We start from the raw sequence: 26,879 nt of genomic DNA, 5'->3' as shown, positions 1-26,879 counted from the left end.
CCTAAGCCTTAAAAAGAGACGGAAGAATAGGACACAAGGAGGAATTATTATATGAATGGGAATACTGCAAAAAAAATAGAACTTCAGGCTGAAAATACTGCAGTAAAAAATGAGAAATATCCAGATCCTACAAAGTGGCATAAACAGGATACTACCTGGGCATTGAGCCTTTTTGGAACAGCCATTGGAGCAGGAGTACTCTTTTTACCGATTAATGCAGGTTCAGGGGGGGTATTATCATTACTACTAATTACATTGCTTGCATATCCAGTTATGTATTACTCACATAGGGCGCTTGCTAAAATGATATATGCTTCCAATTCTGCTGAAGAGGGGATTACAGGTACAATAAGAGAGTATTTTGGAAATAAGGCAAGTATCATTTTTAACATAGTATATTTCGTCTCAATTTATACAATCGTGCTAATGTATTCTGTTGCACTTACAAATACTGCAAGTAGTTTTATCGTGCATCAATTGCACATGCAGGAGCCTCCAAGGGCCATTTTATCGCTTGTATTAGTACTCGGTCTTATCGCTATACTAAATTTTGGTCAAGATATCACTGTAAAGATAATGAGCATGCTAGTATATCCTTTCATAGCTTCTCTACTTTTTATTTCAATATCTTTGATTCCACAGTGGAATACGTCAATGCTTAGTTTTTCAAGTGTTTCTACTGCTTCAACAGGAACAGGATATTTGGGAACGATATGGATGATACTACCAATCATAGTATTCTCGTTTAATCATTCTCCTATGATTTCGTCATTTGTTATGAAACAGAGAGCTACGTATGGAATAGAAGCTACTGATGCCAAATGTGCTCAAATACAAAAAGTTTGTTATATCATGACATTCGCTGTTGTTATGTTCTTTGTTTGGAGCAGTACCTTGAGTTTGACTTCAAATGATCTTATGATGGCAAAAGAACAGAATTTGTCAATCCTATCATATCTTGCTAATGAGCTTAATTCGCCTGTAATCACTATTGCAGCTCCTATCATTGCGTTTGTGGCTATTACAAAGTCTTTCCTTGGCCATTATATAGGAGCATATGAGGTAATGCGTGACATGATTATTAAGTCCGGTAAAACACGCGGGAAAGATATAGGAGAAAAAACAGTTAAGACAATGATCCTTACTTTTGTCGTATTAACATGCTGGTATGTTGCTTATGCAAATCCAAGTATTCTTGGAATCATTGATGCCCTTAGCGGACCGTTAGTTGCTGCTATCTTATGTCTATTACCAATGTATGCGATTCGTAAAGTACCAGTACTGGCTAAATATAGAGGGAAAGCGAGCAATGTATTTGTCATTGTTATAGGTATCCTTACTGTCCTAGCAAGTATTAAGTCATTATTCTAATTCACTATTGTTAGTTCTGAAGCAAAAATAGTGAGATATGAAAAAAGAACGAAAAATTCCTAGCGGAACTGAATTTTATATTGTTGAATCAAAGAGATCATGGTTTTGGACAAACTTTTCATCTTGGAGAGTTTGTCCTTTTTTGATTATATGCATAACTTCTATTCTAGCAATCACCTTTTTAGCTGTTTGCAATGATATTAATCCAAGCATATTAGGGTGTCGTCCCATGTCCATCAAGCTATAATTTGAAGTATCCCTTAAGGTTCTGATGAGATGTGGATTCAATGTTAAAGGTGAAGACAACGGTTTTTCCAATGCACGTAGATATGATTTAGAAGAATTTGTTCTCACCCTAAGCTATGCAATTTGTATGAGGAGAGCTTCTTCTGTTTTAGAGGGCTATTCTACAATGTAAGTGCCGCATGACTTCTGCAAAACGATCTTCCATTATCGGGCGCATTTCTTAAAAAAGAATTGCATCTTTATTAAGAATCGAAAACCATGAGTGATTTCAATAGCAGCTGTCTCCATGGGAGGAAAGACCTCGATAACAATGAGGGAAACGAAGACATCAATGTTGTAGTCAGTATATTTAGGAAAAACAAGTCTAAAGTTTCCTTTTTTCTAGGAATCTCGAGCATTCAACCCACTGATAAAGGGAAACCTAAAGGGCATACTAAGATTATATTTAAAATGGGAGGTTATAAATTTGAGTACAATAGAGAATGCATTATCTATCTTCGCCTTAGGCGGCTTGAATGAAATCGGAAAAAATATGTATGCAATTGAATATTCAAACGATATCGTGATTATCGACTGTGGCAATAAGTTTCCAGATGAAAGTTTATTAGGAATTGATTTGATTATCCCTGATATAGCTTATTTAGTAGAAAATAAAGATAAAGTCAGGGCTTTAATTGTCACACATGGACATGAAGATCATATCGGGGGGATCCCGTTCTTCTTAAAAAAATTGAATGTACCCGTTTATGCCACACGCTTCACACTAGGATTAATTGAAATCAAATTAAAAGAACATAAACTCCTAAGAGAAAGTGAACTTATTGAAATCAACTCAAACTCAAACTTGACAATTGGAGAAATAAGGGTAAGTTTTTTCAAAGTGACCCATAGTATTCCTGATTGTTTGGGAATAGTCTTTCACACACCAGAGGGTAATATTGTACATACAGGGGACTTCAAGTTCGATTTAACCCCTGCGAATAATGAGAATTCGGATATTCATAAAATGGCTGCAATCGGCAAAGAAGGGGTCTTGCTTCTATTATCTGAGAGTACCAATGCAGAGCGTCCTGGTTTGACCCCATCGGAACAAATAGTAGGTGAACATGTGGAAGCAGCTTTCATGAAAGCCGAACGCAAAGTTATTCTTTCTACCTTTGCTTCAAATATTAGTCGCGTTCAACAAGTCGTGAATGCAGCACAAAAAACAAATCGAAAACTTGCGTTGCTTGGACGAAGTATGGTTAATGTCATAGCGGTTGCTATGGAACGTGGTTATTTAACAGTTCCAGATGGAATGTTAATTGACCCACATGAAATCAATGAAATGGCTCCTGAAAGGGTGGCTATTTTATGCACGGGGAGTCAAGGAGAACCATTGGCTGCTCTTGCTCGCCTGTCCACAGGAAACTTTCGCGGTGTCGACATTTTACCTGAAGATACGGTTATCTTTGCAGCAGGTCCAATACCCGGGAATGAACGAAATATCACGAGTATCGTAGACAACTTATTTGCCCTTGGAGCCAAAGTGATTTATGGATCAGGAAGTACATCCGGAATGCATGTTTCTGGCCATGGTTATCAAGAAGATTTAAAACTAATGCTTACATTAATGAAACCAAAATATTTTATTCCCATTCACGGTGAATTTAGAATGCTGCACCATCACCGTTTGTTAGGTGAATCCGTTGGAGTAGAGCAAGGAAACACGTTTATCATCAATAATGGGGATGTCGTCGATATTGAACATACCATTGCCCGTCAGACCCGGAAAATACCGGTGGGGAATACCTACATAGACGGGGGGGATGTCGATAATATTGGGGAAATTGTGTTACGAGACCGCAAACAACTTTCAGAGGATGGGATGCTCATGATTATTTTAACTATGAGCAAAGCGGAAGGAACGTTGATTTCTGACCCCGATACCATTTCTCGTGGATTTGTGGATAGAGATTTCTCGGAACTCCGAAGAGACGTTAATCGACTTACTATAAAAACTGTTAACGAGCTACAAGAAGCAAATAGAAACTCATGGAATGTAATGAAAAAACAAATAAAAAAATCAATACGACAATATGTATATACACATACTAAGAAAAAACCAATGATTGTACCTATACTTATTGAAATTTAATAGGGGGAAGTTTAAAAAAAATGAATTAATTGATTTTCAACAATTGGGGTGCAGTTCAATAATTGTCGGCTTTTTTAATTTTCTTATTGAATCCACTCATTAATTAAATAACACACGATTAGCATTTGCCATAGACAAAACTCATAGTCTACATACTATGAGTTTTGTCTATGGCTTCACGTAGTGCTTTAGCTAATTTGTTTGGATTGTCATTTGCCCAAAAATGCATAAAAAACAGTCGAGGATTCTCGGTTGACATGTGATTATGTAAAGCAGTTACTTCAATACCATGTTTACGTAACGTACTAGCAACAGGATTTACCTCTTCTGCAGTAAGCACAAAATCACCAGTTATTGCTGCTGTCCCATTTTTCATCGGCTGAAAATGGATCAATGTTGATACCCCCAGAGTAGGAGGAATTTCCATGCCATTTCCCATGATTTTTTCTAACCGGGGAATGCCCACATGATAAACACCCCTACAGATATTGTCCCAATGGGACAAGTACATGATTGGTATTCGTTACGTTGGCAAATCGAGATTTTATTTAAAACGTGGAAATCATTCTTTCATATTCATCATTGTAAAAAGATAAAACGAGAACGATTGGAATGCCATTTGTATGGGCAACTGATTGCCATTCTACTCTGTTCTTCTACCATGTTTCAAATGCGGTAATTACTTCTTATGAAAAAGAAACGAGAACTGAGTGAATATAAGGCCATATATATGATTAAAGATTACTTTCTTCTTCTTTTCCAAGCTATACAGAAAGACACCCAAGAGCTATCAAAGATTCTAATTCGCCTGTTCAACCTCCTACAGCAAAACGGGAGAAAATCTCATCGATATGAGAAGAAAACAGTCTTTGATATATTAGGTGTCGTTTACAATTGTACCATGTCTGATAATCAAGCGGCTTAAATCAAAAAAATGAAACCCGTTAGGGTTTATTTCGTATGCAAATCTTTAAATTCCCTACACATAACCTTTACAAAAAAGAAACAACCTCTACTATAATTGACGCTGTATGAGCTTAGCTTGATAGCGATGGGGTAGCACCATCAAAACACAAATTTCATACGCTATGAAAATGTAACGATTTTATGCTACCCGTAAAAAACTGATTAGTGATAGCTCATAATCCGTGGGGGAGGGACACCCCCGCGAATTTAAGTTTCACTTTATAAAAAAAGCAAGGATCGACCGGTATCGCTTGTTATTCGACTATTACTTTTCCATCCATTCCTTTCAAGTAGTGGAACCGACATATTAGTTCATATGTACCGGGAGTTTCAGGTTTTACGGTAATTGTTTTTTCTTTTCCTGGCGGGACTTCGGCGTCAATTCCGAGTTTTTTCACCGTAAAGGTGTGCTCTCTATTTCCCTGATTTTTCAATAGCAACGTTGTCGTTTTTCCAACTGGAACAGTGATGACATTCGGATTAAAGTAATCATCATTCAATTTGACCTCAATAGGCTGTCTCACAACGTCGGAGTCAGCAAATAAATGGAGTGAACCTAAATTAGTCATAACTACAATCATCGCAAGTGAAATAATCAATACAGTTAATTGTTTTTTCACAGACATTCGCAATCCCTCCTTTCCTAAGCACTAGTCTTTTCAAATTTATAAATTATTATCAATATAAATAGGGTTTAGGCGTGGCTCAAATAGTAATCCTTTCGGCAACTTCTAATAACCAAGTGATAACTGGAATAGGATTTGTGTAAATAAAAAAAGCCTCCACTATTGTGAAAGCTTCTCCAAATGATGGGCAATATCAACATACATATCGGAATAAATCGAATGTATTTCATTACTTGGTGCAGCGTTAGAAGAGAAGTGGACGATTACCATATTTGCTTTCGGGTCGATGTAAAGAGTTTGTCCGTAACTGCCTAGCACTTCGAAAGCATCTTGTTCATTATGCGGAATCCACCATTGATTATGATAAGAAATAGAAGCGCCATCGCCAATTTCGAGTTCGCCTTCTTGTACATTTTTCACACTTTCAGTAATGGAGGAAGGGACGATTTGTGTTCCGTTATATTGCCCGTTATTTAATAGTAGTTGGCCGAATCTCGCCATATCTCTTGCAGTTGCATTTAAACCAGCACTTGCTTGTTCTACTTTTGTTTCATCTGTAACGTAATAAGCGTTTTCTTCCATACCAATTTGAGACCAAATTCGTTCGCTTACATTTTCAGCTAACGATTTACCAGTGATTGTTCGAATAACCCAAGCGAGTGTTTCAGCTGATCCGTTATTGTAAGAAAAGGCAGAACCAGGCGGTGCAGTTTCTTCAGCTTCTCGTAACATATCATAAATTTTCATCGGACCATCGTAATTTTTACCACGGGGTAAAATATTGCTAGCTAAATATAGTTGTGCATCTTGATTTTCTAGTCCAGGCTGCACATATCCGTGAGTCGGGTACTCTGCAGAAACTTGCATGTCCATTAATTGCTGAAGTGTAGCTTTTCCGAACGGTGTATTTTTTAATTCTTTTATGTAAGTGTCAGCGGTTGTCTCTACATCAATACGATTTTCATCAGCGAGAGATTGTATGATTGCACCAGTAAACACTTTTGCTAATGATGCCATTCCATGAGGTTCATTTTGTTTATATCCGTTGAAATATCGTTCATAAACAAGTTGTCCATTATGCACAACGACAAAAGCATCTGTTTTGTTTTCATCTAAAAGTTTTTTTAGAGGAGTTGTATTTCCAAATCTACGCTCCACAGCAAAATCGTCTAAGTTTTGCAATGCAGTAGGGAAGTGGGAAATTTGATTAGGGTTATTATTTACCTCGTTAATTAAAGTGAATTCTTTCATATGTGTGTACGACCAACGTAAGTACGGATCATCTAACCAATTTTTTTTAGTGACATTATCTTTAGATGGAGTCGTTCTATTATGTTTGAAGTAAGTAAAACCAAGCCCTGTAATTACAAACATGAATGTTAGTATAAGTAAGAGTAGGGGAGATTTTTTAAATTTCATATATGTCCCTCCTTTTTGTTTCTATTATAAGTATACGCTCGTCTTAAAAAAAATACAAAATAAGGAAAGTAAACGGGTAAGTTTACTTTCCTTATTCACGTTAAGCGGATATTCGTCCGTCTGTACGTTGTTTCTTGAATTTTTGTTTTCGTCCGTGCAATCCATAATATAGAAGTAAAGTGAACGCAACGATAATAGCTGCGATAAAATACATATTATGATAACTTGATTTAGCTGCGATTATACCTAAAATGAAAGAACCAAAGCCAATGCCGCTATCAAAGAATGAGAAGTAAGTAGCTGTCGCAGAACCACGTCGATGGTTTGGAGCGGCAGAAATTGCAATCGTTTGGAAACTTGGAATTAATGTTCCATAACCTAAACCGATTAACATACCTGCGCCAAGGAACCAAAATGAAGTTTGCGCTTGGCTTAAAATGAACATCCCAATTGTGAAAATAATAATAGCTGGATAAATAAGTACATTTTCACCGAAACGATCAAAAATCTTTCCTGTAAATGGACGAGAAATTACAACAACAAGTGCGTATACAATGAAGAAATAACTTGCAACTTCTCCTAAACCAAGCTCTTTCGCATAAATAGGAATAAAGGATAAAATGCCACTATAAGAAAAGGCTAAAACAAATCCTGTCAGAGCGATTGGAATAGAAGATGGTTCAATTAAGTCTTTCCATTTCATTTTTTCTCGGTTTTGTTTGTTTACGGGTGCTTCATGCGGAATATTGACTAGTAATCCTAATAGAAATGCGAGTAATGAAAATACTGAACAAACGATAAATAGTACAGTAAATGAAAAATGAGAAATAATTGTTAAACCTAAAAAAGGACCAATTACCATCGGTAGACTCATAAATACGCCGTAATAAGCAAGTGCTTCACCGCGTCTATGAGCTGGTGCTACATCAGTTACAATTGTTCCAGTTGCTGTTGTTGCCATTCCGAATCCAATACCATGTAAGAAGCGAAGGGCAAGTAATAAAAATAAACTTTGTGTACCGAAATACATAACAGTAGCGGCTAAAAATAGTGAAAGTGAAATAAATAATATTTTCTTTCTTCCTAAATCATCGAGCCATTTTCCTGTGAATGGTCTACATAAAACAGATGAAATAAGAAAAACAGTTGCAACTAAACCAATTTCCTCAGGTCTTCCTTTTAGGCCGTCTATAACATAGACAGGCAGAGTAGTCATAAGCATGTAAAACGTTAAAAAGAGAAACAGACTACTAAAACAAGTTCCGAGGAAATCCTTCGTCCAAAGTTTTTCACTTTGCATCGTCATCCCTCCATATTAATGATCTAAATTTTTGATGATTTGTTGTAACAATTGAAAAGCTTCATGTAAGTCTTCTTCTTTAATACCTTCTAGCGTTTTTTCTTCAAAGGCATCAACTTCTTCTTGCCATACTGGAATCATTTCTATTGCTGTTTCCGATAAGGAAATGAGCTTCTCACGGCGATCTTTTCCTTCTGTACGAATAATCCAGCCCATCGTTTCCATACGTGTTAACGTACGAGTCATCGTTGGTGATTCAACATTTAAATACTGACATAATTCTGTTTGGGTACAAGATCCAGTTTGATTAATGCGGAAAATAACAGCCCATTGCGCACTAAATAATCCTGTTGGAGATACACGTTCATTAAATTTTTTCGTAAACTTACGAGAAGTTTGACTGACAATGTGGAAAAAATGTTGTTTTTCGTCCATGTATTTTGATCCTTTCAAATTAGTTACCTAGCTAACTATATACCTTTTAATTTTAATTGTCTAGTAATAGACTTGTTGTTTTATGTGGGAATTTCGTATAGATTTTATATTGAGAACATACATTCTATATGGTATTCTTTAATTAAGTAAAGAATTTTCTTTCTATTAAAAGAATGGGGGAACTTGTGATGATTAAGCCTGCGACAATGGAGTATGTTTCACTATCGAACGGAGAAACGATTGCATATCAAGAAGTTGGAAGGCAAAATGAAGAAATACTCGTGCTCATTCATGGAAATATGACGTCGTCACAACACTTTGATTTAGTTATTGAGAAACTACAAAATCAATATCATATTTACGCAATTGATTTAAGAGGGTTTGGACAATCAACGTATAATAAGCCGATAGATTCTTTGCAAGACTTTACAGAAGATGTGAAACTTTTTATAGATAAATTAAATTTAAAGAAATTTTCATTAATGGGATGGTCAATGGGCGGCGGTGTTGCGATGGAGTTTACAGCAAGCCACCCAACTTTTGTAGAAAAACTAATATTAGTAGAATCGGTAGGGATGAAAGGATACCCGATATTTAAAAAAGATATTAACGGGCAACCAATCGTATCGAGTTTATTAAAAACGAAAGAAGAAATTGCGCAAGACCCAGTGCAAATCGCTCCAGTGCTAGACGCAATAAAAAATATGAACAAATTATATTATCGTACAGTATGGAATCTATTAATATATACACATAATCAACCTGAACCGGATCGTTATGAAAAGTATTTAGATGATATGTTAACGCAGCGCAATTTCGTTGATGTAAATTATTCATTAGTTACATTTAATATTTCAGATGAACATAATGGTGTTGTACGAGGAAATGGACATATTCACCGTATTCAAGCTCCAACACTCGTCATACAAGGTGACCGCGATTATGTCGTACCACAAGTAGTTGGCGAGGAATTAGCGAAACATTTGCCAAATGCGGAGTTGAAGGTGTTAGAAGATTGCGGGCATTCACCGTTTATTGATTGTTTAGATGTGTTTATACAGCATGTAGAGGATTGGTTAGACAATAAATAATTCCCGAAATATAAAACTTGCATATACTATAGCATTTGTATGTATAAGGGGAGAGAGTCAATGCATAATCCATTTTTGATGTATCATTCTCCATATAATGATCACCAATATGTAAAAGTTATTATTGATCCGATGTATATGCAAGTTTCACCAGCTGTAGTTCCTTTGCAAGTGCAGCAGGCGATGGTCCATACACATCCGATTTTATTTGGGCCTTCATTTTATGAAAATCCATATTTTAAACATTTTCATTACCATGTGAAAGCACAAGTTTGGGAAGGATAAGAAGCTAAAAAGTATATTTTTTTAGCTTCTTTTTTATTGTGAATATTCGTACACGCATGTAAAGAAACCGTTTATAATGAAAAGTGGAAAGCGTGAGAAGGAGAGGGGAAAGGATGTCGATGCGTTTTACTTTTTGGATTATGGTTGGGATTGTGGCAATTTCAGGTTTGTCACAAGGGATGCTCTTACCTGCCATCGCAATGATTTTTGAACAAGAAGGGGTTAGTTCAAGTATTAACGGTATTCATGCGACGGCATTATACATCGGGATATTATTTATTTCACCGTTTCTTGAAAAACCGATGCAAAAGTTTGGAATGAAACCAATTATCGTAATCGGTGGATTTCTCGTTATTATTTCATTATTCTTTTTTACACAAACATTTTCATTCTGGGTATGGTTTATTCTTAGATTCCTAGTTGGTGTTGGAGATCATATGCTCCATGTCGGAACGCAAACGTGGATTACGACAACGTCAGATCCTAGTAAAATAGGTAGACAAGTATCGATATACGGTGTATTCTTCGGAATTGGTTTCGCAGTTGGTCCGTATTTAGCAAGCACTGTTCAGTACGGTCTAGCAACACCATTTATCGTATCTACTATACTTTGCTTAATAGGATGGCTTTTACTACTTCCAACGAAAAATGCATTCCCAGCACAAGATGAAACGAAAACTGAAAGTGAATCATCCTTTTCTCGTTATAAACAAGTCGTTGGATTAGCTTGGATTGCGCTAATTGGTCCGCTCGCATACGGCGTACTTGAAGCGATGTTAAATAGTAATTTACCAGTATACGCACTTCGCAAAGGGTGGTCTGTATCGGAAGTTTCCTTCTTATTACCAGCGTTTGCAGTTGGGGGCATTATTACACAAATCCCGCTCGGTATATTAAGTGATAAATACGGAAGAGACCGTATTTTAACGTGGACGTTTAGCGTAAGTACGGGCATTTTCTTGCTTGCAGCAGTATTTGATCAATATTACTGGATTGTCTTTGCCTGTATGCTTTTAGCTGGTATGGTCATTGGCTCTTGCTTCTCATTAGGTCTTGGATTCATGACAGATTTATTACCGAGACACTTACTACCAGCAGGTAATATATTATCCGGAATCTCCTTTAGTATAGGAAGTATTATGGGCCCTGTATTAGGAGGCGTATTTATAGAAAAAATACAGTATACAAGCTTTTTTATTGCGGTTATGATTATAATGGGTATTCTCGCACTGGTATATGTTATTCACATGAAAAATCAATTCGCATCAAGAAAAATAGAAAGTAGGTTAGGGCATGACAAAACAACCTAATAAGAAAAAATTTGAAGTACTAGAAAACGAATCAATTACAGACTGCTTAGCACGCATGGAACAAGAAGGGTACGCACCGTCTCGTCGCATGGAAGAGCCAATCTTTCATGAAGTAAAGAAAGACGGGAAAATAGAAGTTGAACCGTGTGGTAGGAAAATTGTTTTTGAGGGGAAATTGAAGTAATAACAAATTCCCTTTATGGTATAAAGCTATCCAATTTGCTCGAGTTGGATAGCTTGTTTTTTTATAACCGACCAATGAAAGAATAGGATGAAGATTTATTTTCTGAGAAAAACGAAAAAATAAGCTATGCGGTCTTCGTTAGTAAAGATGGTATGGAGAAGAATTAACTACAAAAAATATAAAAGTAACTTGAAGAATATTTAATTTATAGAATTTCGGCGTTGGAACATGAATTATAAAGCCAGACTATAGCAAATTTAATAGTATATATACTTATACCATTGCAGGAAAGAACAATCCTACAATAGTAGGATGATTTAAGATATATTTATTTGTATTGTAGTAACAAAAAGATATCGATACAAAAAACCGAATATTATAAATTCGAATAAAGGAAGGGATAAATATAATGATACAGAACATATACGAAACGCATTTACATGTAAGAAATTTAGAAAAGGCGATAGATTTCTATCAAAATAAGTTAGGGTTAGTATTAGCAAGGAAACTATCCAAAAGAAGAGTCGCTTTCTTTTGGATAGGAGAACATAAAAAACAAATGCTTGGACTATGGGAAGTACATGCCAATGAAGACTTTGAGACGAAACACTTTGCTTTTGGTGTAGAGTTAGAGTTTTTAAAGACTTCAAAATTGTGGTTAGAGAAGCGTGAAATAGAGGTAGTGGGAAGTCAGGGGAAAGGAAATCAAGAGCCGATTGTCCAAAGGTGGATGCCAGCTGCAAGCGTATATTTTCTAGATTGTGATGGAAATAAATTAGAGTTTATTTCTATGTTACATGATGATCCAGATGAATTAGAATATGCAACTTATTTAAGTGAATGGAATGCGGAGCGCAGAGAAAAATAAAGTGAAACTTTAATCAGTAGGAGTTTTACAGCTTTGTATTATGTAAAATAGATAGGAACAAAATAAAATCCCTCAAGGATAAGGGTGTTCTTGAAGGATTTTTTATGCTTTATATATTTTATATTGCTTGTAACGTATTAACGATGTTCAATTTTAGATATCTCAGCGCGTTGAATAAAACCATCAGAAAAGCTGAAATAAAGAGAATAGCTTCCTCGATTATATATAAAGCCTACACTAGTCATATCCTCTCCAATTCCATCGGGTTCACCAAACCACTCTTTTAATTCATCGATAGGGATATCCATTTTTACCCATATATATCTAGCGTCCGAAGGGTACATATCAATATTATAATCTCCATATACCGCTGTATTAGGTGCATCACATTCTGTACATGGTGCTTGCTGCCAAACATCAGGCGCTCCAAATTCTTTTTTCACCTCAGATATATCTTTACCCAGTACATCTAATTTAAATGGACCAAATTTCCCATTCTGTAAAGCTGTTGCTAACATTTGTTTCAGTTCTTCTTTTGTATTGATTTTGAAATTATAAGATCTGTTCTTTGCTATTGTATTATAGAAAAATTGTGCATACTGCTCACGCTTCACAAGCATATTGCCGTTAAAATTACCTGCATCGTCACCTTGTGCTATTCGGTTACTACGCAGCGCATTTATAGATTCATAGGCCCAATGACCTTTTGGTACATCTTTAAAGTTCCCTTGTCCTTTTGATTCTAAATGAAATGCTTTTTCTAATACTACTGCCATCTCATACCGAGTTAATACATCATCTGGACGAAATGCTCCTGTTCCATCACCTGTCATAATTCCAGCTTGCGCAATGGCTTGGATATCCTTTTTGAACATATGATTTGTAATATCACTAAACATATTCCCTTGTTTATCATCTGCTATTAAACCTAAATGCCGATTAACTAAAGAAGCTACTTGTCCTCTAGTAACATTGTCCCCAAAACCAAATTTCCCATTGCCATATCCCTTAAAAATCCCTGCTGACGCTAAGTAGTCAATAGCATCTTTTGACCAGTGGTTCTTTGGTACATCTGTAAATACAGTGTCATTATTGCTAACTACCTTATAGCTATTCGTAGTTGTTTGTGCATTTGCTGTGCTTACCATCATTGTAGTTGCTAGTGCTGCGGTGATTACTAATCCAAAAAAATTTTTAGCTTTGCTTGTTTTCTTGTCCATTTGTGAAAACCTCCTCTGTTTATTTTAAATGTATTGAATAACCTTATTACACACCTAATATAACTAAAAATTTATATCGTAATTATATATAAGTAATGATTATTTACCATAAATTTCTAGATTGTGGATACCTATTTTAATAATCTGCATGAAACTTAACCATAATATCTAGATGATAAATATTTATCTCTATTTAAAAATGGTAGAAACAGTGAAACGTAAAGTAACTCCAAAACATACAATAAAAGTTGATTTTGAAGTTATTTTTTGTTTCATTCATTTTTATAAATTCATTCAACAAAGTCATCCAAATTCCTTTTTATATATGATTTTTATAGAAGGGTTCTCGCATGTAAAACTTGATGACCTTGTTTTTGTTGAAAAGCAAATCCATCAAGAAGCCATCTCAATTGTCGTCTTGGTATGATAAGTGGCACACTCGGATGACCAGCTGGCCAGTAAAACGTTCTGTTTTCCAATCTACGATAGAAAACAGAACGTATATTTGGTATAATCAAAACATACTATATGAAACGATGTACATGAGTTTGAAATTCATGTAATAAGGTAAGGACTACATAACAATAACTAAATTTTAAAGTTCCAGTACATATAGAATTCAGTTTATGTTATACAAATCCATTGTTAGAAAGGAAAAGATGTAATGAATCAAATTTCATTTGAAGATTTATTTGAAGAAGAAAAAGAAAACAAAAAAGAAAAGGTGGAGGTAGCTGAGATACCAGTACTTTTATCGCCATTGCAACAAGATATATTGGGGTTATTTAATTCGGAAGAAATAAGTGCACTTGAGCTATGCGAACAATTAATACGATCTGGTAAAATGCCAGATGAAAGATTTACAACGAATAAGCCTAAAGCATATGGACAAGTATGCTTAATATTAGAAGGTTTTGTTACGGCAGGGAAGCTTATTTTTATCAAAAGTGATGAGAAAAGAGATAGGGTATATAAAATGAAAGAAGAAGTTTCTAATACATATGATGTACAGGGCATAGTAAAGGAATAAGGATGAAGCATCATTAAAAGAAAAGTTAAAGTTATGTAGGAACTAGGTTTAAACGGCCTAGTCCCTTATATAAGTGGGAAATGTAAATAATATTTTTTATTTGGCTTTTTCTTCGCGCTGTCATGTTATCTTTTAATAAAGCGATAAATGAAACTAAAGCTTAATCACGTGAGGTTGGTTACAAATGATAAAGAAATTTACTAGAGTAGTATTAACTGTGATTATGCCGATTGGTCTTATTGCAGGTTGTGGGACTGCTGAAAAAACTGAAGCACAAGAGCCGAAAGCGGTACAAACGGAGCAAAAGGACTATATGGATTACTCATATGGTAGCGCGGGTATATTAGTAAGCGGAAAAGCGAAAGAACGTCAACAATACGAGATTGGGTATATTGAAGATAACATGTTAATTGGAATTAATGAAAATATTGAGGACTGTATTACTTTGGACAATAAAGAAGAAGCAAGCTTCATTTGGAAACAACTAGAGCGCGGATCTATTATTGAAGTGCAATACGGTAAGGACCGCAACGACATCGTAGGCGTACAATTAGTAGGAGATCGTGAGCCATACGAAATTAGTGACAAGCTAGATCGAAATACGATAAACGAGATTGTTGGAAAAGTTAAAGGTAATTTGTAATAGATGTATTTCGCTGGTATATGATCTATTATCATGAAATGGCGAATCACATACATAAAATTTGGAATCAACGGCATTTTTAATATGAAAATGCCGTTGATTTATGTTAAAAAGTAAATGCTATTTTATCCCGCTATTTGTGGGAGTCGGGCTGCCCGTAAACGTCCGATTTGTGTAGGCTAATAATCAGTGGGGAATGAGCAAAACCCCCACTGATCAAAGTTTCACTTTATAGCCTTGTAGAAAAACACGTATTAAAAAATACACAAATGAATTATCCTTCTTTTAGTTTTAAGGATTGTCGTAAGGTCATTGCCCAGAATAAAAGAGCACAAGCACTAACGGATGCACCTAATATACAAACTCCGTTCCATCCGTATTTTGCATAAACATTTGTGGAAAGAATTGCACCTGTAGCACTGCCGATAGAATAGAAAATCATGTAACTAGCAGTGAGCCGACTTCTCGCTTCAGGACGCACTGTGAAAAGTATACTTTGGTTCGTTACATGTACAGCTTGCACAGCTAAATCTAAAAGGATAATGCCGAAAACTAATAAAAATAGAGAGTGGTTAATAGATTTAATTAGGAACCATGAAAGTAATAATAAAGTTAAGGCAATGCCAGTAGTACGTTCTCCTAATCCCCGATCAGCCAGTTGTCCAGCCTTAGTAGCAGCTAATGCACCAGCAACTCCAGCAAGACCAAATGCTCCGATAGCTGTATGTGATAGATTATATGGTGCAGCACTTAGAGGTAAAACTAATGAAGTCCATAAAATACTGAAGGAAGTAAAAATAAGCAATGCTAATATTCCGCGAATACGTAAGATCCTTTCTTCTATAAATAATAAGAGAACAGAACGTAATAATTTACGATAGGTCATAGTTGTTTTTTTATGTTCAAGATTAGGTAAATTACGATATAGCAAACCAATTACGAAGAGCATAAGTACAGCAGAGGTAAGATAAACGGAACGCCATCCCGCTAGATCTGTTAATGTTCCGGCAAATGTACGAGCAAGGAGAATGCCTATTACAACGCCGCTTGTAACGAAACCTACTATTCGCCCACGGTCTTTTGGGTCAGCTAAAATGGATGCGTATGCGACGAGTGTCTGCGTAACAGTCGCAAGAATTCCGACTAAGGCCATACCTATAAAAAGTACGGTACTTGAAGGAGCGACTCCGACCACAATTAAAGCGAAAACGGATAAAAGCATTTGAACAATAATAAGTCTTTTTTGGTTTAACAAATCACCAAGTGGAACTAATAAAAGTAATCCGAGTGCATAACAAACTTGAGTAATAGTAATCACAATACCGATAGTGGAATGACTAATCTTAAATTCATTTGATAAAGAATCAAGTAGAGGATGAGCGAAGTATATATTCGCCACAGCCATCCCGCAAGCTATTGAAAATAATAGAGTTATATAGCGGGGAATGATTGTATTGATAGGTAATTGGAACTGATCATTATTCTGAGTAAGAGCAGTTGTTGTTTTTTCTTTAGTATTCATAATATCATCTCCTTTTGTTTTTTTGAAAAATAACGTACCGAACGGTATGTTATTTCGTAAATAAAATATAATCAGAGAGAAGTTAATATGTCAAGTGAATTGTAAAGTGATTTCAGTTTCTTTTGACATATTATTTATAATTTAATACGATATATAATATACTGATTGGTACATAAAATGGTGATTTATAATCATAAAAAGTAGATGAAGGAAGGGAATGGTTTTAAATGGCTCGACTACGCGAATTTGATGAAGAAAAAACTTTGGATGCTGCTATGCAACTTTTTTGGGAGAAGGGATATACTGCTACTTCATTAAGCGATCTAACTGCTAAAATGGAAATACAAAAACCGAGTTTATATTCAGCCTTTGGTGATAAAGAGGGTTTGTTTGAAGCTGCATTAAGGAGATACACAAATTTACATGCAGCTAGTATTAGAACAAAACTCCAAAACGAACAATCTGTAAAAGAAGCAATTCGGACATTTTTTGAAAATATGGTGGAAGAGGAATATAAAAAAGAATCAAATAAAGGCTGTTTTTGTATTAACACAATGGTTGAGCTTGCTCCTCATAATGAAAAATTTGAAGTACTGACTAGAGAGCATCAAATGTATCTCTCAGTTATATTTCAAGGATTAATTACTAAAGGAATTCAGTCAGGAGAACTGCAAAGTGATGTGAACGCTAAAGCATTGGCGCAAACATTAGTCACGTCTTTAATCGGATTAACAGTACTAATGAAATCTCGCCCAGAACGTTCAGTTATAGATAATTCGGTATCTATCATATTATCGTTACTAAAATAAATGTAACAGAATTGTATTTCAATCAACTATGTCGATTATAGACACTTTTATTTATAAACTTTCAACCTTAAAGCACTGAATTGTCTACGAAGGCAACAAGTGCTTTTTGTTTTCAGGTAAATATAAGCAGTTGAATCATAATGGTTGTCTGCAATGTATGAAGATTGTTGGAGACATTTGTAATTAGACATCAGATAAGAGGGAAATGAAAACACTATATAAGCCCCTTCAAAGCCCCTCATAAGCACCTACCAAGTAATAAATCACTAAGAAAAAACAAAACAAAAACAACTACAAGAACAAAACAAGCGCGAAAAAATAAAACCGTTGTAGTAGTAGTAAAAAAATTTGAAATTCGAATGCCAAAATCGTTTGCTCATTCCTATATTTATATTGAGGGATTGGAATTTTCCTATTTGCTAGCAAAGAGTGGAGGGAAAAGTGATGGCGGTGTACCGTAATGTGCAGGTGAATTTTTGGCAAGATGAATTTATTTTAGATTTAACGCCAGAAGAGCGTTATTTTTACATATATTTGTTAACTGGTACGAAAACGAAGCAATGTGGTATTTACATATTACCGAAGCGTTTGGCAGAGCTTGAAACAGGTTACAGTATGGAGACTGTTGAGAAGTTGCTGAACCGATTTGTTGAATACGGAAAGATTTTATATGATACGGAAACGAAAGAGTTATACATAATAAATTGGTTACACTATAATCCTATTTTTAATACGAACATAGAGAAATGTGTATTACGTGAGCTAAAGATGGTGAAAAGTAAAGAGTTCCTACATAAGTTTTTACGTAAATGTCTTGAAGAAGAATGCAAGATTCCGTTATTACTTCAGTATTTTGGTATGCCAGAGGAAGAGATTGATAGTAATTCACAACAAGTAATTATTCAAGAGAAGGAAGAGGTAGAAAGAGTAGAGGATGCCACTCCGCATAGTGAAGTTTATAAATTTTACGAACAAAACATTAGTAGTCTATCTCCATATATCGCGAAGGAATTAAAGGAATGGATGCAAAGAGTTTCAGGAGATAAAGTACTAGAGGCACTTAAAATTACGTTTGAAAATAATAAGGGGACGTTCGCTTATGTAAAGGGGATTTTGAAGAATTGGTGTAAGAAAGGACGAGTAAGCTTCAATAAAGGAAAGGAAATAGTGCGTAAGAGAGAAGTATTCAGTTTGTATGATCCATAGCATGAGCAAGTAATGATTTCTTCTTTTCTAAGAGGTTCTTTCACAATAGAAGCGAATAGATTGAGAGAGGAGGGATTGTATGGAAGTCGTCATAAAAAAGAAACGAAATAGGGGAAAAAGAATTTTTATTTGGTCTAGTAGTATCGTTCTTTTTTTGTTTATTTGCACTATGATTTTTTTGAACATATATACGTTGAGTTCTATGCCAAAGATAGATGGAACGATAAAACTTGAGGATTTACAACATGCTGTTGCGGTGAAACGAGATAGTAAAGGTGTACCACATATTAAAGCGGAAAATGCCCATGATTTATATTTCTCGCAAGGATACGTACAAGCGCAAGATCGTTTGTTTCAAATGGATTTAAGTAGAAGACAAGCTTCTGGTATGTTAAGTGAAGTTGTAGGGGAAGCAGCTGTTGATCGAGATAAATTGTTTCGAACGCTCGGTTTACGGCGAGCGGCAGAAGCATCTGTTAGTCAATATGATGGGGAAGCGAAATATGCCCTGCAGTCATTCGCAGATGGGGTGAATACTTTTATACGTGAAGCGAAGGCCGAAAAGAAATTGCCAGTGGAGTTTACTCTATTAGGTTATGAACCTGTTGAATGGTCAATTGTGGACTCTTTAACGATTGGAAAGTATATGGCGTTTGATTTAGGAGGACATTGGCATGGGCAGGCATTTCGATATTGGGCGTTGAAAAATCTTCCGGAAGAGCAAGCAAATGAGCTATTTCCTACATATCCGAAAGATGCACCTAGATTACTAGCTGAACTAAAAGATACAAATGTGAATGTAGCGCAAAGTTTTTCAAAAACAATAATTCCACCTGAATTTAACGGAAGTAATAACTGGGTTGTGAGCGGTGAGAAGAGTGCATCTGGTAAGCCGATTTTAGCAGATGATCCTCATTTATCTCTTGCGACACCTTCCATATGGTATCAAACGAGACTTGACATGAAAGACTTACATGTAAGTGGTGTTATTTTCGCTGGAGTGCCAGGTGTTATATTAGGACACAATGACAAAATAGCATGGGGGGTTACGAATACAGGACCTGATGTACAAGATTTATATATTGAAAGGCGAAATCCTAATAATGAAAACGAATTTCTGTATAACGATAAATGGGAAAAAGCTACTGTTGTGGATGAATCTATTAAAGTAAAAGATGGGAAAACAATTCCTTATAACGTTACAATTACGAGGCATGGTCCAGTTATTTCAGAGTTTGCGGATAAGGGGAAGGAGAAAACGAAAACAGTATTTGCTTTGAAATGGACTGCCCTAGAACCTTCCGCTGAATTAAAGGCAGTATTAAATATGAATAAAGCAAAAAACTGGAATGAGTTTGAAACTGCTCTTCAAGATTTTCATACACCGACTCAAAACTTTGTATTTGCATCAAACGATGGGACCATTGCTTATAAAGCAAATGGAAATATACCAGTGCGTAAAAAAGGTGATGGTAGTCTGCCTGTACCTGGATGGACAGATGAATATGAATGGGAAGGGTACATTCCGTTTGATAAACTACCAAAAGTAATAAATCCGAAAGAAGGATTTATTTCAACTGCGAATAATAAAATTGTTGATGATGATTACCCGTACCATATTAGTAATACGTGGGCGCAGCCGTATAGGCAAATGCGTATTCAAGAGTTTTTGCAAGAGAAGGATAAGTATACAGTGAAAGATTTAGAAGAGTTACAGATGGATCAAAAAAATTTATATGGGAAAGAGTTTGCCCCTATATTTTTAAAGGAGTTAAATAAAACGACTTTATCTGATGTAGAGAAAGAAGGAGTAAAAGAATTAACGAAATGGAATTTTTACGATAGTAAAAATGAAGCGGCACCATTAATTTTTCATTTGCTAATGAAAGAGATTTCTAATACGTTATTTTCAAAAGAAATACCGAAAGATGTGATGGAGTTATTTGAAGGGAAGTCACAAGTTGTTGATGAATTGATTCGAAAACAAGTAGCAGGAGAAAATAGCGCTTGGTTTACGAAGTACGGAGGCTTCACAAAAGTTGTGCATACATCGTACGAGAATGTAATGAAGAAATTACAGAAGGAATATGGGCCCGATGTTGCGGAGTGGAAGTGGGGCGATTACCATCAACTTGCTTTTACACATCCAATCTCAAAATCATCTAGTATGTTAGCTTTACTTGCATTTAATCGTGAGAAACCAGTTCCAATTGGCGGAAGTCAAGTTACCGTTCAAGCAGCGAGTTACGGAGATAACGGTATTGTCAATCACGGAGCTTCTTGGCGATTCGTTATTGATACGAAAGATATGTCAAACGGTTATCATATAGTAGGACCAGGACAGTCGGGACATTTTAGAAGTGATTGGTATCATGACCAAATAGATGATTGGGTAAATGGAACATATCATACGACTACACTGAATACGGAGGGAATAGAAGGGAAAGTGTTAACTTTACAGCCGAAGTAATAATATTTCCACTGATGAAAACTGTTAAATTAGAACATAACCCAGTTCTTAAATCATTTTAAAAGCCTACTATCAGTTAAATTGATAGTAGGCTTTTGTATTTTAGAGAATAAGATTCAATGATTTTATTATTACAAAACAGTAAGTGTTTTAACATTAACTTATACGATAACGGGCCTTATTTACTCTGTTATAAAAGAAACCACACAAAGCGTTCTGTTTCTTTGTTACTCCTTTTTATACACCGCAAAATATTTTGTTATTCAATAATTCCAATTTCTAGAGCCTTTTGAACAGCTTCTTCTTTGTTACGGACTCCTAGCTTTGTATAAGCCGTGGAAGCATAATTTCTGACCGTACCATTCGATAAATATAACCTTGATGCTATGGTAGTGTATCGAAGTCCTTTTGCTACTAGTTGCAATATTTCTATCTCCCTAGCTGTTAGCTCATAAGCGGTTGCTTTTGATTGTGGTGTCTCTTTTTGCTCATCAAACTTCTCAAATATTTTGTGAGACATTCCCTGATCAATCAGTGTCCCACCTTTGTGAATAAGTCGAATCGTATTAGCTAGTTCCAACGTTTCAATAGATTTGAGTAAAAAACCATCCGCACCGTTGCGAAATGATTCCAACGCCTGTTCGGTATTCTGAAAAGTTGTAAAAATCAATACGCGGATATGTGGCCATTGTTGCTTAATCTTTTTGGTTGCTTCGACTCCATCCATATGCTGCATATCTAAATCCATAAGTATAACATGGGGTTGAAGGCGCCCACACAAATCGATGGCTTGATTGCCATCCTCAGCCAAACCGACTACATTTAAATCTTCATATCTATCGAGTAATGTCCTCAAACTTTCCCGAACGAATGGCTGATCGTCTACAATTAACAAATGAATAAGTCCATCTTTTATTTCAGTTTGTCGTGGTATGGTACAAGTAACAAGCATTCCTTCCTCTGGCTTTGTATATACAGACAATTGACCTTGCAAATTCATTGCCCGCTCTTTCATCGCATTCATACCAAAGCCTTCCTGCCATTCTACATTTCCTTTTCCATTATCTTGAACTTCTAACCTCGTATATTGTTGTTCAAACTGCAATGAAACTATAATTTCAGTCCCTTGACCATGACGTACTGCATTCGTAAGGGACTCTTGTAAGCAACGAATGAATGTGATCTTCGCTTGCCGAGACAATTGATATTCCTCTCCGAATGTCCTAAAACTTACATTTACCTGAGCGTGCTCCTGAAATTCGGCTCCAAGATTTTGTAGAGATTGAATCAAGGAAGGCGATTGACACGGAGAATCCATTTGATGTAGGTAACCTCTCACGTCCTCGATGCTTTTACGCCCCATTTCAAGCAGAGAATCTAGCCGCTGTATACCCATTTCAGTAGCAAGTTCGGTACGCAACGTTTCCATCCCCATAATAATAGAAGTATAAGCGTGACCAACTGTATCATGAAGCTCGCTCGACAGCCTGTTCCGTTCTTCTGCCAGTGTAATGCGTTCAATCTGAGACATATATTGCTCAAGTACCGCGTTTTGTTTACGAATTGCTTCATTTTGCTTATGATTGGCGATTAATAAATGAAAAGCGAATCCCATTACATAAGCAAATCCATAATAGGTGACCATAGTCCAATAGCTATTACTTGGCGCAACCGCATAGAAAATTCCAGTTGTTATAAAAACTGTTGTTGGAGCTGTCCAATAATAGGATAAATGCTTACTATTTACAGCAATTAGAAACACCGATATAAGAAATATGTTGTAAGCTTCCGGAAATAATGAGGTTAAATATATACATTGTCCACCATATAGCAGTATTTCTGTGAACAAGTAATATTTGTAATTGAACAGTAAGGCTACCCATGGAATTGAGAAGGCAACAACCTCCCAAAGAATAATAATCCAAAGTGGCAATGTTAACCCATCCTGAAAACTTAATGTAGCTAGGATGATAGACACACTAGTAAGTAGACGTATCCCTAACATAATCCAATCGTACCAAAACCAATACTTAACCATATCTAACAAGTCATTTACCCCCTAAGTAGCCTACCTTTTTACTTCCTATATTATAATTTAATCCTTCATGTCTATTATACTTTTAAATTTAAAACTGCGATACTACTCACAGACTGCAAACTTTTATTGATTTAGTTGCCGAATCATACTACGTGTATAGCCCCCAATTTTCTTTGTCAAACGATCTACTATTCTAATACTTATGGCAGTAAATACTATACCCATAAACATTACAAAGAGTGACTTGGAAAAAGTATCTATCTGTATGAAAATAATGTTCATTTCGATGTAGCGATATAGTAGTGGTGCCAACAGCAACATAAGTGGCATTACATAAAAAATGATTGCACTAATGAGACTAAAAATGCCAATCACTAATTTCTGCATTAACCAAAAGACAGCAGACCAAGTGCGACGATCTATAAGCATTAATTTCACCTGAGCCCAGTTTGATGTATCCATTTTTATACTTCTATCGTAAGAGTCGGTCGAAATATCGGTATAAATTTTCGTCTGTATACGCTCGAATTGGATAAAAGGTGTAGTAGTCTGTAGTACGCGTATAACTAGAGGAATTCCAATTACCGTAAATGAAAGGGTGAAGCTGAATAGCAGAGCTATTAGATAAAAACAAAAATAAAACAATCCTGTAACGAAAGTTAGCAATAAAAAATAACCATTCTGGATGAATCTTGATTTCATAAAGTTCATCGCTCCTATCTATGTAATAACCGAATTGTACTGCTTTTTTTGTCATTCTCACTAGTGTAAAAGTGTCATATGACATTTCTAAATGATGCTAAAAAGGGGAGAGCAACCTACTTCTGTTTAAAAAAGATGCTTATATTAATCTTCATAAAACAATCCCGTTCTTGCAGATGCAAGAAGGGATTGTTTTGTACTTTTATTTAATATGAGATGGACTTGTTTTTCGAATGTGAAAAATAATATCAAATTGCTCAAGCAATGATTTATCAAAGTATGCCGATTCGTTTGGGAATATTTGTCCCCCTATACTTAGTAATGGTCTTTTTGCTTTAACCCATTTTTCTGCTTGTCCTTTAAGGTGACGGTTATCCAATAAAAACATGTTATATGGTACTTTTCCGAGGGTATAGTTAAAACTATTTACATTTTGTGGAATCGCACGCGTTGTAATCTTACCTCCAGTAGAAGGATCATATTCGCTGTATAAGGTGAAATTCCCCTCCGTAGTTGTACTGCCAATTGTGACATAATTATTGTCTAAACGTTCCTTCAAAAATTGCCCCGCAACATAAGGGTATAATTTCTCATCGATAATTCCTTTAGCTATATGAATATTGTGTCCCCATACCATAGTTTTACCACCCAATGTCTCTTGTGCCCACATTGCATGATCGGCCAAGTATTGCTCATGTAGCTTTAACATACTTGGATAGTCGTTAGGAATTAGCATTGTGGTAAATTTCTCTATTGCACTTGCCGTTGCTTTCGCCCAGATGTACTCGGGTGAAACTATTTCTGTGTTGGCTTGCTTATTCTCATCTTTTAGTAATCGAGCTACTCTCTCAGCGTTCGCTTTGAACTTTTCTTTTATTTCAGGAGCAAGGTCCATATATTCCTGTGTACTTCCATGAAAAGCCGACAATTCTTTATAATTTTCTTCTACTTCTGCCAGCAAATCTGGTCGATGCAGCCTTACATAATCAATTACTTTATTAAAGCAACCTTGGTCCAACTCTTTTAAGTCGAGCCCAATAAATTGGATCTTTTTTTTATTGGATGGATTAGCATTATAATCTTTCATCCACTCAATCATGGCTATAATTTCATCAGTAGGATATAACAAGTTTAAAAAATCCCTAGGGTTTCCTTTTCCTGTTTGGATATATTCATTTAGCTTTAAGCCATTTCCCCAATCTTCTTCCATTGTGAAATTTGTAAAACCCATCTCAGTAACCAAATATTTCACAAGGCGAAACTTCATAGTGAAAATTTCAGAGCTTCCATGAGTATTCTCTCCTAATGCTACATATTGTGCGCTCCCAATCATTTTCTTAAGTGGTTTTAAATCCTCAAATGATTTTGACGGCTCTATCGTTTTTAATGGGTAAGCCTGTGATTGTATTGATTTAACTATATTTTTTTGGATTGATTGGCCTGAATTTTCGACTGCTACTGTTTGAGCCTTTCCTACTTCTCCACATCCTGTGACTAATAAAGCTGTACTAACCATTGCAATTATTCTTTTCTTATTCATTTTTTTCCACCTCAATTGAATTATTTTTAAAAGCGAGATTGATTCATGTACTTGCACGAATCAATTGCCTTAATTCAATTGTTATCTATCCCATATCATATTTTCTAGTTACATATTGTCATAAGGTTAATTGACACAGGTCATAGACTAATCATTACACTTTTGTACTATCGGCTATGATAACTTATAAATAATAATTACATTGATGAGTCGCAAGTAAGACTAGATTATAAATTTGGGAGGGATTTTAAAGATGAATTAATCTGTATGCCAAAATATTTTTATTCTAAGTTGTGTCTGTGGAAATGACAAGAAGTAAATTCGATAAACAAGTGAATTAAAGGGGAAGGGCGGATTACAATGATATTACACGCAAAATCGTTCCACAATAAAGATAAAATCCAACGTGCTAAAATAGGACTTCAACTCTTTCTGAGTATCTTAATCATTACTTCTATTATCCTAAATGTAGTAGTAATAATTACTAAAAGTATGCCGCTTATTGTGGTATATATGTTTACCCCAGCATTTTCTTCTATTTTGACTCGCATAATACTGAAAGAAGGGTTTAAAGATGTATCTTTTAGTCTCGGTAACTTAAAGATATGGAAGGGGATTGGTTTTGCTCTGCTAATACCTATGATTATTTGTGGAATTACTTATTCTATCGCCTGGTTGAGCGGAATTGCGGGGTTTCAGCATCCCGAAGGTGGTATGTTAGAACCAATCTACAATATACTTGGGCTTCAGTATCTAACGGCACCATTCAGTTTCATTTATCTAGTAGTATTGAGCGGCATTTTAGGAAGTTTGCTTAACTTAATCCCAGTTTTGGGAGAAGAAATGGGTTGGCGAGGTTATATGCTCACAAGGCTAGTCGATGCAGAGTTTTCACGGCCCATCCTTATTAGTGGATTGATTTGGGCAACGTGGCATGTTCCAATTGTTATTGCTGGTCTATATGTAGAGGGAACATCTGTCCTTCTTTCAGTACTTGGCATCTATTTTTGTATTGTGCCATTCAGTTATATTACAGCTTATTTACGACTTATCACAGGTAGCGTTTGGCCTTCGGTTATCATCCATACTACTTGGAATGCCATTATTCAAGGACCTTTCGCACGTGCAAGTACAGGATATCAAACTGAGATTTGGATTGGAGAATCTGGCTTGATAACTGCTCTTATTATCTTGATTACTGCAATAATTACGTCTCGAATAGTGAATTTTACCAAATATCATAATTAGGCGGATGTTATATACAAATATAATGGAGGTGTAATCATGAATATTCAAAGATATGAAAGTAATACGAATGAAGTAAATATAAAAGTAATACAAACTAAAAGCGAATATAGATAAAATTTTTTTGATACATTTATGAGTATAAAAATTTATTTATACTCATAAATAGATTCGGTTAGGTTATCAGAAAAAATTCAATAACTTCAATTGTAAAAA

25 protein-coding genes and 1 pseudogene are annotated in these 26,879 nt (G+C 35.5%); 15 read left to right on the top strand and 11 right to left on the bottom strand.

The window, feature by feature from the left end; all coding sequences use genetic code 11:
• The first annotated feature begins 51 nt into the window (after positions 1-51).
• Positions 52-1,371: an aromatic amino acid transport family protein gene (locus FT637_RS19370; protein ID WP_193647690.1), complete on the top strand. Its 1,320-nt coding sequence runs from the start codon at positions 52-54 to the stop codon at positions 1,369-1,371.
• Between the two features lie 75 nt (positions 1,372-1,446).
• On the opposite strand, the gene FT637_RS30645 is transcribed toward FT637_RS19370, so the two are convergent.
• Positions 1,447-1,725, bottom strand: coding sequence for a hypothetical protein (locus FT637_RS30645; RefSeq protein ID WP_413773235.1), 279 nt, complete (start codon positions 1,723-1,725; stop codon positions 1,447-1,449).
• Positions 1,726-2,083: 358 nt separating this feature from the next.
• On the opposite strand from FT637_RS30645, the gene FT637_RS19360 reads away from it, so the two are divergent.
• Positions 2,084-3,754 (top strand): ribonuclease J, encoded by a 1,671-nt coding sequence (locus FT637_RS19360; RefSeq protein WP_193647689.1) that lies wholly within the window; start codon positions 2,084-2,086, stop codon positions 3,752-3,754.
• A 148-nt stretch (positions 3,755-3,902) separates the two neighbouring features.
• Here FT637_RS19360 and FT637_RS19355 read toward each other — a convergent pair whose 3' ends face one another.
• Positions 3,903-4,181: a DUF1259 domain-containing protein gene (locus FT637_RS19355; RefSeq protein ID WP_264675740.1), complete on the bottom strand. Its 279-nt coding sequence runs from the start codon at positions 4,179-4,181 to the stop codon at positions 3,903-3,905.
• A gap of 30 nt (positions 4,182-4,211) precedes the next feature.
• On the opposite strand from FT637_RS19355, the pseudogene FT637_RS19350 reads away from it, so the two are divergent.
• Positions 4,212-4,679: pseudogene (locus FT637_RS19350) on the top strand (transposase); the annotation flags it as partial.
• Positions 4,680-4,974: 295 nt separating this feature from the next.
• On the opposite strand, the gene FT637_RS19345 reads toward FT637_RS19350, so the two are convergent.
• From FT637_RS19345 to FT637_RS19330, 4 genes are all read right to left on the bottom strand, one after another.
• Entirely contained in the window at positions 4,975-5,346 is a 372-nt protein-coding gene (locus tag FT637_RS19345) for a cupredoxin domain-containing protein (RefSeq protein WP_193647687.1), read from the bottom strand.
• A 159-nt stretch (positions 5,347-5,505) separates the two neighbouring features.
• The gene (locus tag FT637_RS19340) at positions 5,506-6,765 is read right to left on the bottom strand and encodes a serine hydrolase domain-containing protein (protein ID WP_193647686.1); all 1,260 of its coding nucleotides are present in this window, start codon (positions 6,763-6,765) and stop codon (positions 5,506-5,508) included.
• 100 nt (positions 6,766-6,865) lie between these two features.
• A complete protein-coding gene (locus tag FT637_RS19335; protein ID WP_193647685.1) occupies positions 6,866-8,065 on the bottom strand; it encodes an MFS transporter in 1,200 nt (399 codons plus the stop codon).
• A gap of 15 nt (positions 8,066-8,080) precedes the next feature.
• Positions 8,081-8,500, bottom strand: a complete 420-nt coding sequence (locus FT637_RS19330; RefSeq protein WP_193647684.1) for a MarR family winged helix-turn-helix transcriptional regulator — start codon at positions 8,498-8,500, stop codon at positions 8,081-8,083.
• 188 nt (positions 8,501-8,688) lie between these two features.
• Between FT637_RS19330 and FT637_RS19325 the strand changes: the two genes are divergently transcribed.
• From FT637_RS19325 to FT637_RS19305, 5 genes are all read left to right on the top strand, one after another.
• The gene (locus tag FT637_RS19325; protein ID WP_227493869.1) at positions 8,689-9,591 is read left to right on the top strand and encodes an alpha/beta fold hydrolase; all 903 of its coding nucleotides are present in this window, start codon (positions 8,689-8,691) and stop codon (positions 9,589-9,591) included.
• Positions 9,592-9,651: 60 nt separating this feature from the next.
• Positions 9,652-9,876, top strand: coding sequence for a hypothetical protein (locus FT637_RS19320; protein WP_193647682.1), 225 nt, complete (start codon positions 9,652-9,654; stop codon positions 9,874-9,876).
• Positions 9,877-9,989: 113 nt separating this feature from the next.
• Positions 9,990-11,186 (top strand): MFS transporter, encoded by a 1,197-nt coding sequence (locus tag FT637_RS19315; RefSeq protein ID WP_193647681.1) that lies wholly within the window; start codon positions 9,990-9,992, stop codon positions 11,184-11,186.
• Positions 11,170-11,370 (top strand): NETI motif-containing protein, encoded by a 201-nt coding sequence (locus FT637_RS19310; protein ID WP_193647680.1) that lies wholly within the window; start codon positions 11,170-11,172, stop codon positions 11,368-11,370. Before FT637_RS19315 ends, FT637_RS19310 begins: the two co-directional genes overlap by 17 nt.
• A 409-nt stretch (positions 11,371-11,779) precedes the next feature.
• Positions 11,780-12,238 (top strand): VOC family protein, encoded by a 459-nt coding sequence (locus tag FT637_RS19305; RefSeq protein WP_193647679.1) that lies wholly within the window; start codon positions 11,780-11,782, stop codon positions 12,236-12,238.
• A 137-nt stretch (positions 12,239-12,375) separates the two neighbouring features.
• Here FT637_RS19305 and FT637_RS19300 read toward each other — a convergent pair whose 3' ends face one another.
• Complete coding sequence (locus tag FT637_RS19300; protein WP_193647678.1) at positions 12,376-13,458, bottom strand: S-layer homology domain-containing protein; 1,083 nt, start codon at positions 13,456-13,458, stop codon at positions 12,376-12,378.
• 172 nt (positions 13,459-13,630) lie between these two features.
• On the opposite strand from FT637_RS19300, the gene FT637_RS19295 reads away from it, so the two are divergent.
• The 3 genes from FT637_RS19295 to FT637_RS19285 all read left to right on the top strand — a co-directional run bounded on the left by FT637_RS19295 (position 13,631) and on the right by FT637_RS19285 (position 15,131).
• Complete coding sequence (locus tag FT637_RS19295) at positions 13,631-13,885, top strand: hypothetical protein (protein WP_193647677.1); 255 nt, start codon at positions 13,631-13,633, stop codon at positions 13,883-13,885.
• Between the two features lie 237 nt (positions 13,886-14,122).
• Positions 14,123-14,488 carry a DUF3895 domain-containing protein gene (locus FT637_RS19290; RefSeq protein ID WP_193647676.1) on the top strand — a complete coding sequence of 122 codons (366 nt, stop codon included), beginning with the start codon at positions 14,123-14,125 and terminating at the stop codon, positions 14,486-14,488.
• A 184-nt stretch (positions 14,489-14,672) separates the two neighbouring features.
• Positions 14,673-15,131, top strand: coding sequence for a hypothetical protein (locus FT637_RS19285; protein ID WP_193647675.1), 459 nt, complete (start codon positions 14,673-14,675; stop codon positions 15,129-15,131).
• A gap of 274 nt (positions 15,132-15,405) precedes the next feature.
• Here the strand turns inward: FT637_RS19285 and FT637_RS19280 are convergent, their stop codons facing one another.
• Positions 15,406-16,653 carry an MFS transporter gene (locus tag FT637_RS19280; RefSeq protein WP_193647674.1) on the bottom strand — a complete coding sequence of 416 codons (1,248 nt, stop codon included), beginning with the start codon at positions 16,651-16,653 and terminating at the stop codon, positions 15,406-15,408.
• A gap of 227 nt (positions 16,654-16,880) precedes the next feature.
• On the opposite strand from FT637_RS19280, the gene FT637_RS19275 reads away from it, so the two are divergent.
• From FT637_RS19275 to FT637_RS19265, 3 genes are all read left to right on the top strand, one after another.
• Positions 16,881-17,462: a TetR/AcrR family transcriptional regulator gene (locus tag FT637_RS19275; RefSeq protein WP_193647673.1), complete on the top strand. Its 582-nt coding sequence runs from the start codon at positions 16,881-16,883 to the stop codon at positions 17,460-17,462.
• 444 nt (positions 17,463-17,906) lie between these two features.
• On the top strand, positions 17,907-18,668 hold the full coding sequence (locus tag FT637_RS19270) for a DnaD domain-containing protein (protein WP_193647672.1): 762 nt from the start codon (positions 17,907-17,909) through the stop codon (positions 18,666-18,668).
• Between the two features lie 79 nt (positions 18,669-18,747).
• A complete protein-coding gene (locus FT637_RS19265) occupies positions 18,748-21,138 on the top strand; it encodes a penicillin acylase family protein (RefSeq protein WP_193647671.1) in 2,391 nt (796 codons plus the stop codon).
• 259 nt (positions 21,139-21,397) lie between these two features.
• On the opposite strand, the gene FT637_RS19260 is transcribed toward FT637_RS19265, so the two are convergent.
• The 3 genes from FT637_RS19260 to FT637_RS19250 form a co-directional block, all read right to left on the bottom strand.
• Positions 21,398-23,185, bottom strand: a complete 1,788-nt coding sequence (locus FT637_RS19260; protein ID WP_193647670.1) for a response regulator — start codon at positions 23,183-23,185, stop codon at positions 21,398-21,400.
• Positions 23,186-23,299: 114 nt separating this feature from the next.
• Entirely contained in the window at positions 23,300-23,878 is a 579-nt protein-coding gene (locus FT637_RS19255; protein WP_193647669.1) for a sensor domain-containing protein, read from the bottom strand.
• A 202-nt stretch (positions 23,879-24,080) separates the two neighbouring features.
• Positions 24,081-25,418 (bottom strand): erythromycin esterase family protein, encoded by a 1,338-nt coding sequence (locus tag FT637_RS19250; RefSeq protein WP_193647668.1) that lies wholly within the window; start codon positions 25,416-25,418, stop codon positions 24,081-24,083.
• Positions 25,419-25,778: 360 nt separating this feature from the next.
• Here FT637_RS19250 and FT637_RS19245 point away from each other — a divergent pair, with 360 nt between their 5' ends.
• On the top strand, positions 25,779-26,666 hold the full coding sequence (locus tag FT637_RS19245; protein ID WP_070128741.1) for a CPBP family intramembrane glutamic endopeptidase: 888 nt from the start codon (positions 25,779-25,781) through the stop codon (positions 26,664-26,666).
• Positions 26,667-26,879 lie beyond the last annotated feature (213 nt).

Origin of the sequence: Bacillus cereus (genome assembly GCF_015071065.1) — a bacterium.
GTDB lineage: Bacteria > Bacillota > Bacilli > Bacillales > Bacillaceae_G > Bacillus_A > Bacillus_A cereus_BA.
The sequence above is the reverse complement of the archived record's forward strand: the minus strand, read 5'-3'. Positions and strand labels throughout refer to the sequence as shown.

What these genes read in the sequence shown, in the direction of transcription:
- FT637_RS19330 (WP_193647684.1), bottom strand. Translation starts at nt 8,500, where the DNA reads ATGGACGAAAAACAACATTTTTTCCACATTGTCAGTCAAACTTCTCGT.
- FT637_RS19255 (WP_193647669.1), bottom strand. Translation starts at nt 23,878, where the DNA reads ATGAAATCAAGATTCATCCAGAATGGTTATTTTTTATTGCTAACTTTC.
- FT637_RS19290 (WP_193647676.1), top strand. Translation starts at nt 14,123, where the DNA reads ATGAATCAAATTTCATTTGAAGATTTATTTGAAGAAGAAAAAGAAAAC.
- FT637_RS19370 (WP_193647690.1), top strand. Translation starts at nt 52, where the DNA reads ATGAATGGGAATACTGCAAAAAAAATAGAACTTCAGGCTGAAAATACT.
- FT637_RS19295 (WP_193647677.1), top strand. Translation starts at nt 13,631, where the DNA reads ATGATAAATATTTATCTCTATTTAAAAATGGTAGAAACAGTGAAACGT.
- FT637_RS19340 (WP_193647686.1), bottom strand. Translation starts at nt 6,765, where the DNA reads ATGAAATTTAAAAAATCTCCCCTACTCTTACTTATACTAACATTCATG.
- FT637_RS19325 (WP_227493869.1), top strand. Translation starts at nt 8,689, where the DNA reads ATGATTAAGCCTGCGACAATGGAGTATGTTTCACTATCGAACGGAGAA.
- FT637_RS19335 (WP_193647685.1), bottom strand. Translation starts at nt 8,065, where the DNA reads ATGCAAAGTGAAAAACTTTGGACGAAGGATTTCCTCGGAACTTGTTTT.
- FT637_RS19265 (WP_193647671.1), top strand. Translation starts at nt 18,748, where the DNA reads ATGGAAGTCGTCATAAAAAAGAAACGAAATAGGGGAAAAAGAATTTTT.
- FT637_RS19300 (WP_193647678.1), bottom strand. Translation starts at nt 13,458, where the DNA reads ATGGACAAGAAAACAAGCAAAGCTAAAAATTTTTTTGGATTAGTAATC.
- FT637_RS19275 (WP_193647673.1), top strand. Translation starts at nt 16,881, where the DNA reads ATGGCTCGACTACGCGAATTTGATGAAGAAAAAACTTTGGATGCTGCT.
- FT637_RS19345 (WP_193647687.1), bottom strand. Translation starts at nt 5,346, where the DNA reads ATGTCTGTGAAAAAACAATTAACTGTATTGATTATTTCACTTGCGATG.
- FT637_RS19250 (WP_193647668.1), bottom strand. Translation starts at nt 25,418, where the DNA reads ATGAATAAGAAAAGAATAATTGCAATGGTTAGTACAGCTTTATTAGTC.
- FT637_RS19280 (WP_193647674.1), bottom strand. Translation starts at nt 16,653, where the DNA reads ATGAATACTAAAGAAAAAACAACAACTGCTCTTACTCAGAATAATGAT.
- FT637_RS19285 (WP_193647675.1), top strand. Translation starts at nt 14,673, where the DNA reads ATGATAAAGAAATTTACTAGAGTAGTATTAACTGTGATTATGCCGATT.
- FT637_RS19355 (WP_264675740.1), bottom strand. Translation starts at nt 4,181, where the DNA reads ATGGAAATTCCTCCTACTCTGGGGGTATCAACATTGATCCATTTTCAG.
- FT637_RS19310 (WP_193647680.1), top strand. Translation starts at nt 11,170, where the DNA reads ATGACAAAACAACCTAATAAGAAAAAATTTGAAGTACTAGAAAACGAA.
- FT637_RS19305 (WP_193647679.1), top strand. Translation starts at nt 11,780, where the DNA reads ATGATACAGAACATATACGAAACGCATTTACATGTAAGAAATTTAGAA.
- FT637_RS19245 (WP_070128741.1), top strand. Translation starts at nt 25,779, where the DNA reads ATGATATTACACGCAAAATCGTTCCACAATAAAGATAAAATCCAACGT.
- FT637_RS19315 (WP_193647681.1), top strand. Translation starts at nt 9,990, where the DNA reads ATGTCGATGCGTTTTACTTTTTGGATTATGGTTGGGATTGTGGCAATT.
- FT637_RS19270 (WP_193647672.1), top strand. Translation starts at nt 17,907, where the DNA reads ATGGCGGTGTACCGTAATGTGCAGGTGAATTTTTGGCAAGATGAATTT.
- FT637_RS19320 (WP_193647682.1), top strand. Translation starts at nt 9,652, where the DNA reads ATGCATAATCCATTTTTGATGTATCATTCTCCATATAATGATCACCAA.